This is a genomic window from Citrobacter sp. LST-B2 (assembly GCF_057983045.1).
On record NZ_CP192598.1, the window covers coordinates 287,659 to 301,565 of the forward strand.

A 13,907-nucleotide genomic window follows, 5' to 3' on the forward strand; every position below is an offset into this window, starting at 1 on the left:
TGGAATTCGCCGTTAGCATGAACACTGCGGCGTATGCTAGGGGTTTTCAGGAGGCGTGTCATCTGTCAGTTAATCGGGAGCACCGTTGATGGTCGTCATTTTTGTAACATATCTTGTTTCCCGTTTGCTCCTGAAGCTCTGGGAACTGTATGACCAGCCCGACGGTGATGATTAACGGGACTGAAACAGGTTACGGCAGAGCAATATGGGGCTCATGTCCTGCTACGTAACCCGTCAGTAAAGCCCTGCTGCGCACCTGACGCTAAGCACTAACCCGCCTGCAGTTACCTGGTCGAATACAGCCCGCGAAGCTTTCTTGCCTGCGTCTGATGTGCTTCCGCACCGGCATTATTGACCTGCTCATGCACGAGAGCGGCTTTTTCTCCGGCATTCAGTTCGTTAAAAGAAGAAGACGAGGTCTTTGAATTTGCATCACTGCCGGACAGCATTTTTTTATGTTCCTCAATCATTTTCTGATGCGCATAGGACGCGCTGTTGTTCATAAATGAATGAGCAACAATGGCCCTTTCATGTTCATTCATTTCAGAGAATGAGGGCGTGTTGTTTTTATTAACCCTGTCCGGTAAGTTTTCATGCGTCGAGGAATTCACATGACTGACGGCTGAGGCATTATTAACAAATCGATGTGCTTCATGGGCAATATTACTGGACTGAGCAAAAGCTGCCCCACAAAATAAAGCTGTAAACGCAGTGGTCGTGATTAATATATTCATGTGTAATTACCTTCTGAGGTACATAAAAGATGTCCTTATGATCATATATAAAAATAATCAACCTGTGGGGAAGATGACGTAAATGTAATACAGCTATGTACATTACACGATTGTAATGAATTTGTTTCTTAAGGTGTGCTAGATTCATTTCATTGTAAGTGGATGAACCAGTAATTTAATTTAAATCGGTTCTCGAATTCTGTCAGTAACCATACTTTAAATAAGGGAATGCGCATGCTGTTGAAAACGTCTCGACGAACTTTCCTGAAGGGGTTAACCCTCTCTGGCGTAGCCGGAAGTCTTGGCGTATGGAGTTTCAATGCGCGTTCCAGTCTGAGCCTGCCAGTTGCCGCATCCCTGCAGGGTACTCAGTTTGACCTGACCATTGGTGAAACGGCCGTCAATATCACGGGCAGTGAGCGTCAGGCCAAAACAATCAATGGAGGCCTGCCGGGGCCCGTTCTTCGCTGGAAAGAAGGTGACACCATTACCCTGAAGGTCAAAAACCGTCTTAATGAACAGACGTCCATTCACTGGCACGGCATTATTCTTCCGGCCAATATGGATGGTGTTCCGGGGCTGAGTTTTATGGGCATAGAGCCTGATGATACCTACGTTTACACCTTTAAGGTTAAGCAGAACGGGACTTACTGGTACCACAGCCATTCCGGTCTGCAGGAACAGGAGGGGGTATACGGTGCCATTATCATCGATGCCGGGGAGCCAGAACCGTTTACTTACGATCGTGAGCATGTGGTCATGTTGTCTGACTGGACCGATGAAAATCCTCACAGCCTGCTGAAAAAATTAAAAAAACAGTCGGATTACTACAATTTCAATAAACCAACCGTTGGCTCTTTTTTCCGCGACGTGAATACCAGGGGGCTGTCAGCCACCATTGCCGATCGGAAAATGTGGGCTGAAATGAAAATGAATCCGACTGACCTCGCGGATGTCAGTGGCTACACCTACACCTATCTCATGAACGGGCAGGCCCCGCTGAAAAACTGGACCGGACTGTTCCGTCCCGGTGAAAAGATACGCTTACGGTTTATCAACGGCTCGGCAATGACCTATTTCGATATCCGTATCCCCGGGCTGAAAATGACGGTCGTGGCTGCAGATGGCCAGTATGTAAACCCGGTTACCGTTGACGAATTCAGGATTGCCGTTGCCGAAACCTATGATGTCATTGTGGAGCCTCAGGGTGAGGCCTATACCATCTTCGCACAATCCATGGACAGGACCGGTTACGCTCGAGGGACACTGGCCACGAGAGAGGGGTTAAGTGCTGCCGTTCCCCCCCTCGATCCCCGTCCTCTGTTGACCATGGAAGATATGGGTATGGGGGGAATGGGACATGATATGGCAGGAATGGACCACAGCCAGATGGGAGGCATGGATAACAGCGGAGAGATGATGTCTATGGACGGTGCTGACCTTCCGGATAGCGGGACATCCTCCGCGCCCATGGATCACAGCAGCATGGCCGGTATGGATCATTCCCGGATGGCCGGAATGCCGGGTATGCAAAGTCATCCTGCGTCAGAAACGGATAACCCACTGGTTGATATGCAGGCGATGAGCGTCTCTCCGAAATTAAATGATCCGGGTATTGGTCTTCGAAATAACGGAAGAAAGGTTCTCACGTACGCGGATTTGAAAAGCCGCTTTGAGGATCCTGACGGACGTGAACCTGGCCGTACCATAGAACTGCATTTAACCGGCCACATGGAAAAGTTTGCCTGGTCATTTAACGGAATCAAGTTTTCAGATGCCGCACCGGTGCTGCTGAAATACGGTGAGCGGCTCAGGATCACGCTGATCAACGATACCATGATGACTCACCCCATTCACCTGCATGGTATGTGGAGCGATCTGGAAGATGAAAACGGTAATTTCATGGTTCGTAAACACACAATAGATGTTCCCCCTGGTACAAAACGCAGTTACAGAGTGACAGCAGATGCGCTTGGCCGCTGGGCGTATCACTGCCATTTGCTCTATCACATGGAAATGGGAATGTTTCGTGAAGTCCGGGTGGAGGAATGATGCGAATGAAGAGAAATTTGAAGGCCATACCTGTTCTGGTCGCCGGTTTGTTTACCTCACAGCTTTCTATTGCGGCGGGCTCCGTCTCTGCAGATCCCCACGCCGGGCACGACATGTCTGCCATGCAGATGCCAGCAGATGAGAATTTCACTGAGATGACGTCAATGGAGCCCATTGTAACTGAGAGCAGAACGCCAATTCCGCCTGTTACCGATGCCGACCGGAAGGCTGCATTCGGCAATTTACAGGGGCATGCGATTCACGACAGTGCGATTAATTATCTGGTTCTGCTGGATCAACTGGAATGGCAACGGTCGGATAACACCAACAATTTCAGCTGGAGTGTTAACAGCTGGATTGGAGGCGACACAGATCGGATTTGGCTAAAGAGTGAAGGTGAACGAAGCAATGGGGAAACGGAGGCGGCTGAAGCGCAGTTACTCTGGGGACATGCGGTTGGCCCATGGTGGGATTTGGTTGCGGGTGTCAGGCAGGATTTCAGACCTGCTTCTGCCCGGACCTGGGCTGCTGTCGGTTTTCAGGGGCTGGCACTCTATAATTTTGAGTCTGAAATTACGGGTTTTGTCAGTAATGGCGGAAAAGCAGCCCTTCGTCTGGGAGGAGAATACGACGTTTTACTGACTAACCGGCTCATACTCCAGCCATCCTATGAGGTGAATTTCTACAGTCAGGATGATGAATCGCGGGGTCGCGGCAGGGGACTGACTGACACAGAGCTGGGGCTCCGGCTGCGCTATGAAATACGCCGTGAGTTTGCACCCTATATAGGCGTTTCCTGGAATCAACTTTACGGGAAAACATCCGATATGGCGAAAAGAGAAGGTGAGAAAGACCATCAGGTAGTATTCCTGGCGGGAGCCAGAATCTGGTTTTAACGCACTGATATAAAACACTCAACTAAACAGGTAAATAAAATGTCGATTTTAAATAAAGCCATTCTTACAGGTGGCCTCGTTATGGGCGTTGCTTTCTCTGCTATGGCCCATCCGGAATTAAAAAGCTCTGTGCCACAGGCTGATTCAGCCGTAGCGGCCCCGGAAAAGATTCAGCTTAATTTCTCGGAAAATCTGACCGTGAAATTCTCAGGTGCAAAATTAACGATGACGGGTATGAAAGGCATGTCATCACATTCTCCGATGCCGGTCGCGGCAAAAGTGGCGCCAGGCGCTGACCCTAAATCGATGGTCATTATTCCGCGAGAGCCTTTACCCGCTGGCACTTATCGTGTTGACTGGCGCGCGGTTTCTTCAGATACGCACCCTATTACCGGTAATTACACCTTTACAGTGAAGTAATATTATGAACGACCTGATTATGATTGTTATTCGTTTTCTTCTTTATCTGGATTTGATGGTAATATTTGGATTGCCATTTTTTCAGATATATGGAATAAGCGGTGTCAGACATGAAACCTATAACCTGACTAATTTCAGGTCGTTTATAACCTTTGCTGTTGTTACAGGCATCATTCTTACTGGCATTAATATGCTCCTGGTATCTAATGCCATGAGTGGAGTAACTGACCTCAGAGAATTATCCATCCATGTTATCGAGATGGTGATAGAAGAAACTGATGTGGGTATTAGCTGGATTGTCAGGCTCTGTGCCCTGTTTACCACACTCGGTGCTTTGTTCCTTTACACTAATAAGAGAGTATTGTCCTGCCTGCTGATGACGATGAGTGGGGGCGTGGCGCTGGCTACACTTGCCTGGGGAGGACACGCCGTTATGCATGACGGTCTGCATTACTATCTCCATTTACTGAGCGATCTGACCCATCTCGGCGCTGCAGGTGCCTGGACAGGTGCTCTGGTTGCATTTGCTATCCTGCTGATGCGCAGAAACGAGCATAATGCACAGAGCGTCATTGTGATATCTGACTCCCTGGCAAAATTTGCCACGGCAGGAACGGTGATTGTTGTAGCCCTGATCCTGAGTGCGCTGGTCAACTATCTGTATATTGCTGAGGGTAACTTAACTCCCTTATTCAACAGTTCCTGGGGGAGGATATTGCTTGCCAAGACGGCTCTGTTTGTTCTGATGCTTCTTCTGGCTGCAGCAAACCGGTTTCACCTGGGTCCCCGGCTTGAAGTTATGGTCAGGGAAGGGAATTATGATCGCAGCGTTGCCCTGATGCGAAACAGCATCCTGACAGAATTCGTTGTTGCGATTATCATTCTGGGCGCCGTAGCGTGGCTCGGAATGCTTGCTCCGTCTCAGGTCAGCTAGGGGACAGCCAAAGCTCATGCGTGAGATTTTTACTTTCATATCAGCGAGTTGACCATGCAGCGTATTTTAATCGTTGAAGACGAACAAAAAACAGGTCGTTACCTGCAGCAGGGACTGGTTGAGGAAGGCTATCAGGCCGATCTCTTTAATAATGGCCGCGATGGTCTCGGGGCCGCGTCGAAGGGACAGTATGATTTGATAATACTGGACGTGATGCTGCCTTTCCTCGACGGGTGGCAAATCATCAGCGCACTGAGGGAGTCCGGGCACGAAGAACCGGTCCTGTTTTTAACCGCAAAGGACAACGTGCGGGACAAAGTGAAAGGACTGGAGCTTGGCGCAGATGACTACCTGATTAAGCCCTTTGATTTTACGGAGCTGGTTGCACGTGTAAGAACCCTACTGCGCCGGGCACGCTCGCAGGCCGCAACAGTCTGCACCATCGCCGATATGACCGTTGATATGGTGCGCCGGACCGTGATCCGTTCGGGGAAGAAGATCCATCTCACCGGTAAAGAATACGTTCTGCTTGAGTTGCTGCTGCAACGCACCGGAGAAGTGTTACCCAGGAGTCTTATCTCGTCCCTGGTCTGGAACATGAATTTTGACAGTGATACGAATGTGATTGATGTCGCCGTGAGACGTCTGAGAAGTAAAATTGATGATGACTTTGAGCCAAAACTGATCCATACCGTTCGCGGTGCCGGATATGTCCTGGAGATCAGAGAAGAGTGAGGTTCAAAATTTCCCTGACCACACGCCTGAGCCTGATTTTTTCTGCGGTGATGCTTACGGTATGGTGGTTATCAAGTTTTATCCTGATTAGCACCCTTAATGGCTATTTCGATAATCAGGACCGCGATTTTCTGACAGGTAAACTTCAGCTCACCGAAGAGTTTCTTAAAACAGAGACGTTCAGGAACAAAACGGATATTAAGTCATTATCAGAAAAAATAAACGATGCGATGGTGGGGCACAATGGCTTATTCATTTCTATAAAAAACATGGAAAATGAAAAAATTGTTGAACTCTATGCCAAAAATTCTGTTGTTCCAGCGGTCCTGCTTAATAAGTCGGGTGATATTCTCGACTATATGATCCAGACGGAAGAAAATAACACCGTGTACCGCAGTATCTCGCGGCGGGTTGCCGTGACGCCGGAACAGGGTAAAAGCAAACATGTCATCATTACGGTTGCCACGGATACTGGGTATCACACCCTGTTTATGGACAAACTCAGTACCTGGCTGTTCTGGTTCAATATCGGTCTGGTCTTTATTTCTGTTTTTCTGGGCTGGCTGACCACACGTATTGGTCTGAAACCGCTACGGGAAATGACCAGTCTGGCTTCCTCCATGACCGTACACAGCCTGGATCAGCGTCTAAATCCCGATCTGGCTCCGCCGGAAATCTCTGAGACCATGCAGGAGTTCAATAATATGTTTGATCGCCTGGAGGGGGCATTCCGGAAACTGTCAGATTTCTCGTCTGACATCGCGCATGAGCTGCGCACACCAGTCAGTAATCTGATGATGCAGACGCAGTTTGCACTGGCTAAGGAAAGGGATGTTTCGCATTACCGCGAAATTTTATTCGCTAACCTGGAAGAACTGAAAAGGTTGTCACGAATGACCAGTGACATGCTTTTTCTGGCACGTTCAGAGCATGGTCTGCTGCGGCTGGATAAACATGATGTGGATCTGGCAGCCGAACTGAATGAATTACGTGAGTTGTTCGAGCCCCTGGCAGACGAAACAGGAAAGACAATCACGGTTGAAGGAGAGGGCGTTGTTGCCGGAGACAGCGATATGCTCCGACGTGCTTTCAGTAACCTGCTTTCCAATGCAATCAAGTATTCTCCCGATAACACCTGTACAGCGATACACCTTGAGCGTGACAGTGACTGTGTGAACGTGATGATTACGAATACGATGTCTGGCCCGGTTCCCGCTAATCTGGAACGCCTGTTTGACCGGTTCTATCGCGCAGACTCATCTAGGGTCCACAACACGGAAGGCGCGGGGCTGGGATTATCAATTACAAGGTCGATCATTCATGCTCACGGCGGCGAGCTGTCAGCAGAACAGCAGGGGCGGGAAATTGTGTTCAAAGTGCGCCTGTTAATGGATTAATCCCGTTGTTCAGGAGAAACCTGGAAGGTGACAAAATTGTCATCATTCAGTCACGCGATAAACAGAGGCGGTTTTTTATAATTATTCATAAATCAGGAGCAGCGTGATAACACAATCACCTGGTTCCTGGAGTGATGATTAACCCGCCCTGAGATCAACTGCTTTCTCTGTTATAAGCCATTGATTGTTTGGGTATGTAAACACCGGAGACCCAACCATGAAAAAGATTCTCGTATCATTTGTTGCCATTATGGCTGCCGCTTCATCTGCCATGGCTGCAGAGACAATGAACATGCATGACCAGGTAAATAATGCACAGGCACCTGCCCACCAGATGCAGTCATCTGCTGAAAAAAGTGCAATTCAGGGAGACAGCATGACAATGATGGATATGAGCAGTCACGATCAGGCCGCAATGTCCCATGACATGATGCAAAACAGCAATTCTGCTGCCCACCAGGACATGGCTGAAATGCATAAAAAAATGATGAAAGCTAAACCCGGAGCTACCAACGAAACAGCAAAGTCATTTTCTGAAATGAGCGAGCATGAGAAGGCCGCAGCTGTACATGAGAAGGCGAATAATGGTCAGTCTTCCGTTGTTCACCAGCAGCAGGCTGATAAGCATCGCAGTCAGATCACCCAGAATTAACCCGCAGCTCCACTTGTTAGACCCTCATTTGACGCCGAAGTCACTGGCTTACGCTCCTGTCCGGGAGCGTTTTTTTTCCCATATATCAAACTTTAACTCTGAAGAGGTGGAAGTATCTGACCAACACTGTCACGTAACGCCAGATAACTACAAAAACACCTTTTTCCTCCTGTAAATTGCAGTTCCTGCAAGAACATCAAGGCATAATGTTGGAACAGCGTGTGATACACACTTAGCATCATGTTTTGTATGTGTTTTTTTAAAACTTTACAACTTTAAAGTCTTTTTCAGGTTAAAGGATACAACTTTAATGTCTCTACACACAGGGGAGTAAAGTCATTCACCCTGTATATCATTACCAACCATAAGCGAATAGACATCACCCATAATGATGCTAGTATTCCATTGATACTAGCTATGAGTATGCGTGTTTCATTTACGGCCAGGAACGCTGATGATGACAACATTACTACCCGTTTTTCGCACTTCTCTGTCATTCACTTTCCTTCACGGCGAGCGCAGTCATGACGTCTGTACGCCGCCCGGCTACTCTCACTTTTTCCTTCTCATCCCGGAGGGAAGATACCGCTGAACGCCCGTTCAGTGGGGTTTTGTGACACGCATTGTTTTCTAACAGGGATTATGGCGGGTCGATTATGGACAACATTAAACGTCATCTGACGTGGTGGGTTGTGGGCGCACTGGTGGTGATCGCTACTGGCGTGTGGTGGGGTCTACGGCCCGCAGGCGTACCGGACGGTTTTGCTGCCAGCAACGGCAGAATCGAGGCGACGGAAGTGGACATTGCCACCAAAATCGCCGGACGTATTGATACCATCCTCGTGACGGAGGGGCAGTTCGTTCGCCAGGGCGAAGTGCTGGCGAAGATGGATACCCGCGTGTTGCAGGAGCAACGGCTGGAAGCCATCGCACAAATCAAAGAGGCCGAAAGCGCCGTGGCGGCTGCACGGGCGCTGCTCGAACAGCGGCAAAGCGAAACCCGCGCTGCCCAGTCGGTAGTGAAACAGCGTGAAGCCGAGCTGGATTCTGTCTCCAAACGTCACGTCCGTTCCCGCTCGCTCTCCCAGCGTGGCGCGGTCTCGGCGCAACAACTGGATGACGATCGTGCCGCCGCGGAAAGCGCACGCGCGGCGCTGGAGTCGGCAAAGGCGCAGGTCTCTGCGACGAAAGCAGCGATTGAAGCCGCGCGCACCAGCATTATCCAGGCGCAAACCCGCGTCGACGCCGCGCAGGCGACCGAACGGCGGATTGTCGCGGATATCGAAGACAGCGAGCTTAAAGCCCCGCGTGATGGCCGGGTTCAGTACCGCGTGGCGGAGCCGGGAGAAGTACTGGCGGCGGGCGGTCGGGTGCTGAATATGGTCGATCTCAGCGATGTTTACATGACATTCTTTCTGCCCACCGAACAAGCAGGTCTGCTGAAAATTGGCGGTGAAGCCCGTCTGGTGCTTGATGCCGCGCCGGACCTGCGTATTCCCGCCACGATCAGTTTTGTCGCCAGCGTCGCGCAGTTCACGCCGAAAACCGTTGAAACCAGCGATGAGCGCCTGAAGCTGATGTTTCGCGTCAAGGCGCGTATCCCCCCTGAATTACTCCAGCAGCATCTGGAATATGTCAAAACCGGCTTGCCAGGCATGGCGTGGGTGAGACTGAACGAACAGCTTCCCTGGCCTGACTCGCTGGCGGTGAGGTTGCCGCAATGACCGCTCTGGCGCTGGTTCCCGTTCCTCCCGTGGCGCACCTTGACGGCGTGAGTCAGCATTACGGGACCACGGTGGCGCTGAATAACATCACGCTGGATATCCCCGCGCGCTGCATGGTGGGGTTGATCGGCCCCGACGGCGTGGGGAAATCAAGCCTGCTGTCGCTCATTTCCGGTGCCCGGGTGATTGAGCAAGGCAACGTCATGGTGTTGGGCGGCGATATGCGCGATCCGAAACACCGTCGTGACGTCTGCCCGCGTATTGCGTGGATGCCGCAGGGCCTGGGAAAAAACCTGTATCACACGTTGTCGGTGTATGAGAACGTCGACTTCTTCGCCCGTTTGTTCGGTCATGACAAAGCCGAGCGCGAAGCGCGGATTACGGAGTTACTGAACAGCACCGGTCTGGCGCCGTTTCGCGATCGTCCGGCGGGGAAACTCTCGGGCGGGATGAAACAGAAGTTGGGTCTGTGCTGTGCGCTGATCCATGACCCGGAATTATTGATACTGGATGAACCGACCACCGGCGTTGATCCCCTGTCTCGCGCCCAGTTCTGGGATCTGATAGAGAATATTCGTCAGCGGCAGACCAACATGAGTGTGCTGGTGGCGACGGCGTATATGGAAGAGGCCGAGCGTTTCGACTGGCTGGTGGCGATGAACGCAGGCGAGGTGCTGGCGACCGGCAGCGCGCAGGAACTCCGCGATAAAACCGCCAGCGCGACGCTGGAGCAGGCGTTTATCGCCCTGTTACCGCAGGCGCAGCGGCAGGCGTATCAGCCGGTGGTGATTCCGCCGTATCACGCAGAGCAGGAAGACATTGCCATTGAGGCAAAAGACCTGACCATGCGCTTTGGCAATTTTGTCGCCGTCGATCACGTGAACTTCCGCATCCCGCGTGGGGAGATTTTTGGCTTCCTCGGTTCCAACGGCTGCGGTAAATCGACCACCATGAAGATGCTGACCGGGCTGCTGCCTGCCAGTGAAGGTGAGGCCTGGCTGTTCGGTCAACCAGTCGACCCGAAGGATATCGACACCCGTCGTCGGGTGGGCTACATGTCGCAGGCGTTTTCGCTGTACAGCGAGCTGACCGTTCGACAAAACCTGGAACTCCACGCCCGGTTGTTTCACATCCCCGAAGCGGAAATCCCCCGGCGCGTTCAGGAGATGAGCGAACGTTTTATGCTGGCAGAGGTTGAGGATTCGTTGCCCGAGTCGCTCCCGCTTGGCATTCGCCAGCGGCTGTCGCTGGCAGTGGCGGTGATCCATCGCCCGGAAATGTTGATCCTCGACGAACCGACCTCCGGCGTTGACCCGGTGGCGAGGGACATGTTCTGGCAATTGATGGTCGATTTGTCGCGTCAGGACAAAGTGACCATTTTTATCTCCACTCACTTTATGAACGAAGCCGAGCGCTGTGACCGTATGTCGTTAATGCATGCTGGAAAAGTGCTCGCCAGCGGTACGCCGCAGGAACTGGTTGAGCGGCGCGGGGCTGCAAGCCTTGAAGAGGCGTTTATCTCCTGGCTCCAGGAGGCTGCGGGCCCGGCGCCTGAAACCTCTGTGCCGGTGGACACAAAGCATGAAGAGGCGAAGCCACCGCGTCAGGGATTCAGCCTGCGGCGATTGTTCAGCTACAGTCGTCGCGAAGCGCTGGAACTCAGGCGCGATCCGGTGCGTTCGACGCTGGCGCTGCTGGGCACGGTGATCCTGATGCTGATCATGGGTTACGGCATCAGCATGGACGTCGAAAACCTGCGTTTTGCCGTGCTCGATCGCGATCAAACCGTCAGCAGCCAGGCCTGGTCATTGAATCTGGCAGGCTCACGCTACTTCATTGAACAACCGCCGTTGACCAGCTATGACGATCTCGACCGGCGGATGCGTTCCGGCGAGGTGGCAGTAGCCATCGAAATCCCACCTAACTTTGGTCGTGACATTGCGCGCGGGACGCCGGTGGAGATTGGCGTCTGGGTGGATGGTGCCATGCCCAGCCGTGCCGAGACGGTAAAAGGCTACGTGCAGGCGATGCACCAGAGCTGGCTACAGGACGTGGCGAGCCGCCAGCCGACGCCAGTAGGGCAGAGTGGACTCATGACCATTGAAACACGCTATCGCTACAACCCGGATGTGAAAAGTCTGCCAGCGATTGTTCCGGCGGTCATTCCGCTGTTGCTGATGATGATCCCGTCGATGCTGAGCGCACTGAGCGTGGTGCGGGAAAAAGAACTGGGGTCGATCATCAATCTGTATGTCACGCCCACCACCCGCAGTGAATTTTTGCTCGGTAAACAGTTGCCGTATATCGCGCTGGGGATGCTGAACTTCCTGCTGTTGTGCGCCCTGTCGGTGTTTGTGTTTGGCGTACCGCACAAGGGCAGTTTCCTCACGCTCAGCCTGGCCGCGCTATTGTATGTCACCATCGCCACGGGAATGGGGCTGCTGATCTCCACGTTCATGAAGAGTCAGATTGCGGCGATTTTTGGCACGTCCATCATTACCCTGATCCCGGCGACGCAGTTCTCCGGGATGATCGATCCGGTGGCGTCGCTGGAAGGACCAGGACGGTGGATCGGCGAGATCTATCCAACCAGCCATTTCCTGACGATCGCCCGGGGCACATTCTCGAAAGCATTGGATCTTACCGATCTCTGGCCGCTGTTTGTACCGCTGCTGATCGCCATTCCGGTGGTGATGGGGCTGAGCGTGCTGTTGCTGAAAAAACAGGAGGGGTGATGCGCCGACTACGCAATATTTATAATTTAGGCATCAAGGAGTTGCGCAGTCTGTTGGGCGATAAGGCGATGCTGACGCTGATCGTGTTTGCCTTTACCGTCTCGGTGTACTCCTCCGCGACCGTGCTGCCGGGGTCGCTGCATCTCGCGCCGATTGCCATTGCCGATATGGACCAGTCTCAACTCTCGAATCGTATCGTCAACAGCTTCTACCGTCCGTGGTTTTTACCGCCGGAGATGATCACCGCCGATGAGATGGATGCCGGGCTGGATGCGGGTCGCTATACCTTTGCGGTCAATATTCCGCCAAACTTTCAACGGGACGTGCTGGCCGGAAGGCAACCCGATATTCAGGTGAATGTTGACGCCACGCGCATGAGCCAGGCGTTCACTGGCAACAGCTACATCCAGAATATCATCAGCGGTGAAGTGAACAGTTTTGTCGCGCGTTATCGCGATAACAGTGAACCGCTGGTTTCGCTGGAGACCCGAATGCGCTTCAACCCGAACCTCGATCCGGCGTGGTTTGGCGGGGTGATGGCGATCATCAATAACATCACCATGCTGGCGATTGTGCTGACCGGTTCGGCGCTGATACGCGAACGTGAACACGGTACGGTGGAACACCTGCTGGTGATGCCGATCACCCCGTTTGAGATCATGATGGCGAAAGTCTGGTCAATGGGACTGGTGGTGCTGGTGGTCTCGGGGCTGTCGCTGATGTTGATGGTGAAAGGGGCGCTCGGCGTGCCAATTGAAGGGTCCATTCCGCTGTTCATGTTGGGTGTGGCGCTGAGTCTGTTCGCCACCACGTCGATCGGCATTTTTATGGGTACGCTGGCGCGCTCCATGCCGCAACTGGGGCTGTTGATGATTCTGGTGCTTTTGCCTCTGCAAATGCTTTCCGGCGGCTCCACGCCGCGCGAAAGCATGCCGCAGGTGGTGCAGGACATCATGCTGACGATGCCGACTACCCACTTCGTCAGCCTTGCGCAGGCCATACTCTATCGCGGCGCCGGGTTCAGCATTGTCTGGCCGCAGTTTCTGACGCTTCTCGCCATTGGCGCGGCGTTCTTCCTGATCGCATTGCTGCGGTTCAGAAAGACGATTGGCACGATGGCGTAATCAGATGCCGGATGGCGACGATGTCTTATCCGGCCTACGGGAGTGCAAAGGCAGGCCGGGCAAGCGCAGCGCCCCCGGCGGCATCGTTGAGGCTTACTCTTCCTTCGGCAAACACTGCAAATGGCCGTGGCGCACGCCGCGCTGGGCGATAACATCATCGGCAAAATGTTGAACATCGCCCATGTCGCCTTTCAGGACGGCAATCTCCAGACAGTCGTCATGGTTGATATGCACATGCAGTGTGGCGACGGACAAATCATGGTGATGGTGCTGCGTTGAGACAATGCGACTGGCTAAATCACGCTTCTCATGTTCATACACGTAGGAGAGCACCGCAAAGCCCTGGGTGCCGTGCTCTTGCGTGGTTTCCTGCGCCAGCGCGCCGCGCAGAATGTCACGAATGGCTTCGGAGCGGTTGTTGTAACCACGGCGCTGGCTCAGGCTATCCAGCGTTTCCAGTAAATCGTCATCAAGCGTGATGGTGACTCGTTGCATCAGATATCA

At 52.5% G+C, this 13,907-nt stretch carries 12 protein-coding genes; 10 read left to right on the forward strand and 2 right to left on the reverse strand.

The annotated features are described in order from the left end of the window. Positions 1-284: 284 nt before the first annotated feature. Complete coding sequence (locus tag ACQ0PY_RS01305; protein ID WP_048229081.1) at positions 285-734, reverse strand: copper resistance protein; 450 nt, start codon at positions 732-734, stop codon at positions 285-287. Between the two features lie 234 nt (positions 735-968). Here ACQ0PY_RS01305 and pcoA point away from each other — a divergent pair, with 234 nt between their 5' ends. The 10 genes from pcoA to ACQ0PY_RS01355 all read left to right on the forward strand — a co-directional run bounded on the left by pcoA (position 969) and on the right by ACQ0PY_RS01355 (position 13,403). Continuing rightward, a complete protein-coding gene (gene pcoA, locus ACQ0PY_RS01310) occupies positions 969-2,786 on the forward strand; it encodes a multicopper oxidase PcoA (RefSeq protein ID WP_000925240.1) in 1,818 nt (605 codons plus the stop codon). A 5-nt stretch (positions 2,787-2,791) separates the two neighbouring features. Further along, positions 2,792-3,682, forward strand: coding sequence for a copper resistance outer membrane transporter PcoB (gene pcoB / locus ACQ0PY_RS01315; protein WP_001378118.1), 891 nt, complete (start codon positions 2,792-2,794; stop codon positions 3,680-3,682). Between the two features lie 39 nt (positions 3,683-3,721). Continuing rightward, positions 3,722-4,102: a copper resistance system metallochaperone PcoC gene (gene pcoC, locus ACQ0PY_RS01320; RefSeq protein WP_000025662.1), complete on the forward strand. Its 381-nt coding sequence runs from the start codon at positions 3,722-3,724 to the stop codon at positions 4,100-4,102. A 55-nt stretch (positions 4,103-4,157) separates the two neighbouring features. Then, positions 4,158-5,036, forward strand: coding sequence for a copper resistance inner membrane protein PcoD (pcoD, locus tag ACQ0PY_RS01325; protein ID WP_229692861.1), 879 nt, complete (start codon positions 4,158-4,160; stop codon positions 5,034-5,036). 54 nt (positions 5,037-5,090) lie between these two features. Further along, positions 5,091-5,771 carry a copper response regulator transcription factor PcoR gene (pcoR, locus tag ACQ0PY_RS01330; RefSeq protein WP_001188930.1) on the forward strand — a complete coding sequence of 227 codons (681 nt, stop codon included), beginning with the start codon at positions 5,091-5,093 and terminating at the stop codon, positions 5,769-5,771. Next, the gene (pcoS, locus tag ACQ0PY_RS01335; RefSeq protein ID WP_354657870.1) at positions 5,768-7,168 is read left to right on the forward strand and encodes a copper resistance membrane spanning protein PcoS; all 1,401 of its coding nucleotides are present in this window, start codon (positions 5,768-5,770) and stop codon (positions 7,166-7,168) included. Before pcoR ends, pcoS begins: the two co-directional genes overlap by 4 nt. Positions 7,169-7,385: 217 nt before the next feature. Continuing rightward, on the forward strand, positions 7,386-7,820 hold the full coding sequence (gene pcoE, locus ACQ0PY_RS01340) for a copper resistance system metallochaperone PcoE (RefSeq protein ID WP_000723069.1): 435 nt from the start codon (positions 7,386-7,388) through the stop codon (positions 7,818-7,820). A 656-nt stretch (positions 7,821-8,476) separates the two neighbouring features. Further along, entirely contained in the window at positions 8,477-9,544 is a 1,068-nt protein-coding gene (locus tag ACQ0PY_RS01345; protein ID WP_109739752.1) for an HlyD family secretion protein, read from the forward strand. Next, entirely contained in the window at positions 9,541-12,279 is a 2,739-nt protein-coding gene (rbbA, locus tag ACQ0PY_RS01350) for a ribosome-associated ATPase/putative transporter RbbA (RefSeq protein ID WP_109739753.1), read from the forward strand. The genes ACQ0PY_RS01345 and rbbA overlap by 4 nt, the downstream gene beginning before the upstream one ends. After that, positions 12,279-13,403, forward strand: coding sequence for an ABC transporter permease (locus ACQ0PY_RS01355; protein ID WP_044327558.1), 1,125 nt, complete (start codon positions 12,279-12,281; stop codon positions 13,401-13,403). Before rbbA ends, ACQ0PY_RS01355 begins: the two co-directional genes overlap by 1 nt. Positions 13,404-13,496: 93 nt before the next feature. On the opposite strand, the gene nikR is transcribed toward ACQ0PY_RS01355, so the two are convergent. Then, positions 13,497-13,898 carry a nickel-responsive transcriptional regulator NikR gene (gene nikR, locus ACQ0PY_RS01360; protein WP_042323093.1) on the reverse strand — a complete coding sequence of 134 codons (402 nt, stop codon included), beginning with the start codon at positions 13,896-13,898 and terminating at the stop codon, positions 13,497-13,499. Positions 13,899-13,907 lie beyond the last annotated feature (9 nt).

Excerpts from the sequence above, each read along its gene's own strand:
- ACQ0PY_RS01305 (WP_048229081.1), bottom strand. The coding sequence starts at position 734 with ATGAATATATTAATCACGACCACTGCGTTTACAGCTTTATTTTGTGGG.
- pcoA (WP_000925240.1), top strand. The coding sequence starts at position 969 with ATGCTGTTGAAAACGTCTCGACGAACTTTCCTGAAGGGGTTAACCCTC.
- pcoB (WP_001378118.1), top strand. The coding sequence starts at position 2,792 with ATGAAGAGAAATTTGAAGGCCATACCTGTTCTGGTCGCCGGTTTGTTT.
- pcoC (WP_000025662.1), top strand. The coding sequence starts at position 3,722 with ATGTCGATTTTAAATAAAGCCATTCTTACAGGTGGCCTCGTTATGGGC.
- pcoD (WP_229692861.1), top strand. The coding sequence starts at position 4,158 with ATGGTAATATTTGGATTGCCATTTTTTCAGATATATGGAATAAGCGGT.
- pcoR (WP_001188930.1), top strand. The coding sequence starts at position 5,091 with ATGCAGCGTATTTTAATCGTTGAAGACGAACAAAAAACAGGTCGTTAC.
- pcoE (WP_000723069.1), top strand. The coding sequence starts at position 7,386 with ATGAAAAAGATTCTCGTATCATTTGTTGCCATTATGGCTGCCGCTTCA.
- ACQ0PY_RS01345 (WP_109739752.1), top strand. The coding sequence starts at position 8,477 with ATGGACAACATTAAACGTCATCTGACGTGGTGGGTTGTGGGCGCACTG.
- rbbA (WP_109739753.1), top strand. The coding sequence starts at position 9,541 with ATGACCGCTCTGGCGCTGGTTCCCGTTCCTCCCGTGGCGCACCTTGAC.
- ACQ0PY_RS01355 (WP_044327558.1), top strand. The coding sequence starts at position 12,279 with ATGCGCCGACTACGCAATATTTATAATTTAGGCATCAAGGAGTTGCGC.
- nikR (WP_042323093.1), bottom strand. The coding sequence starts at position 13,898 with ATGCAACGAGTCACCATCACGCTTGATGACGATTTACTGGAAACGCTG.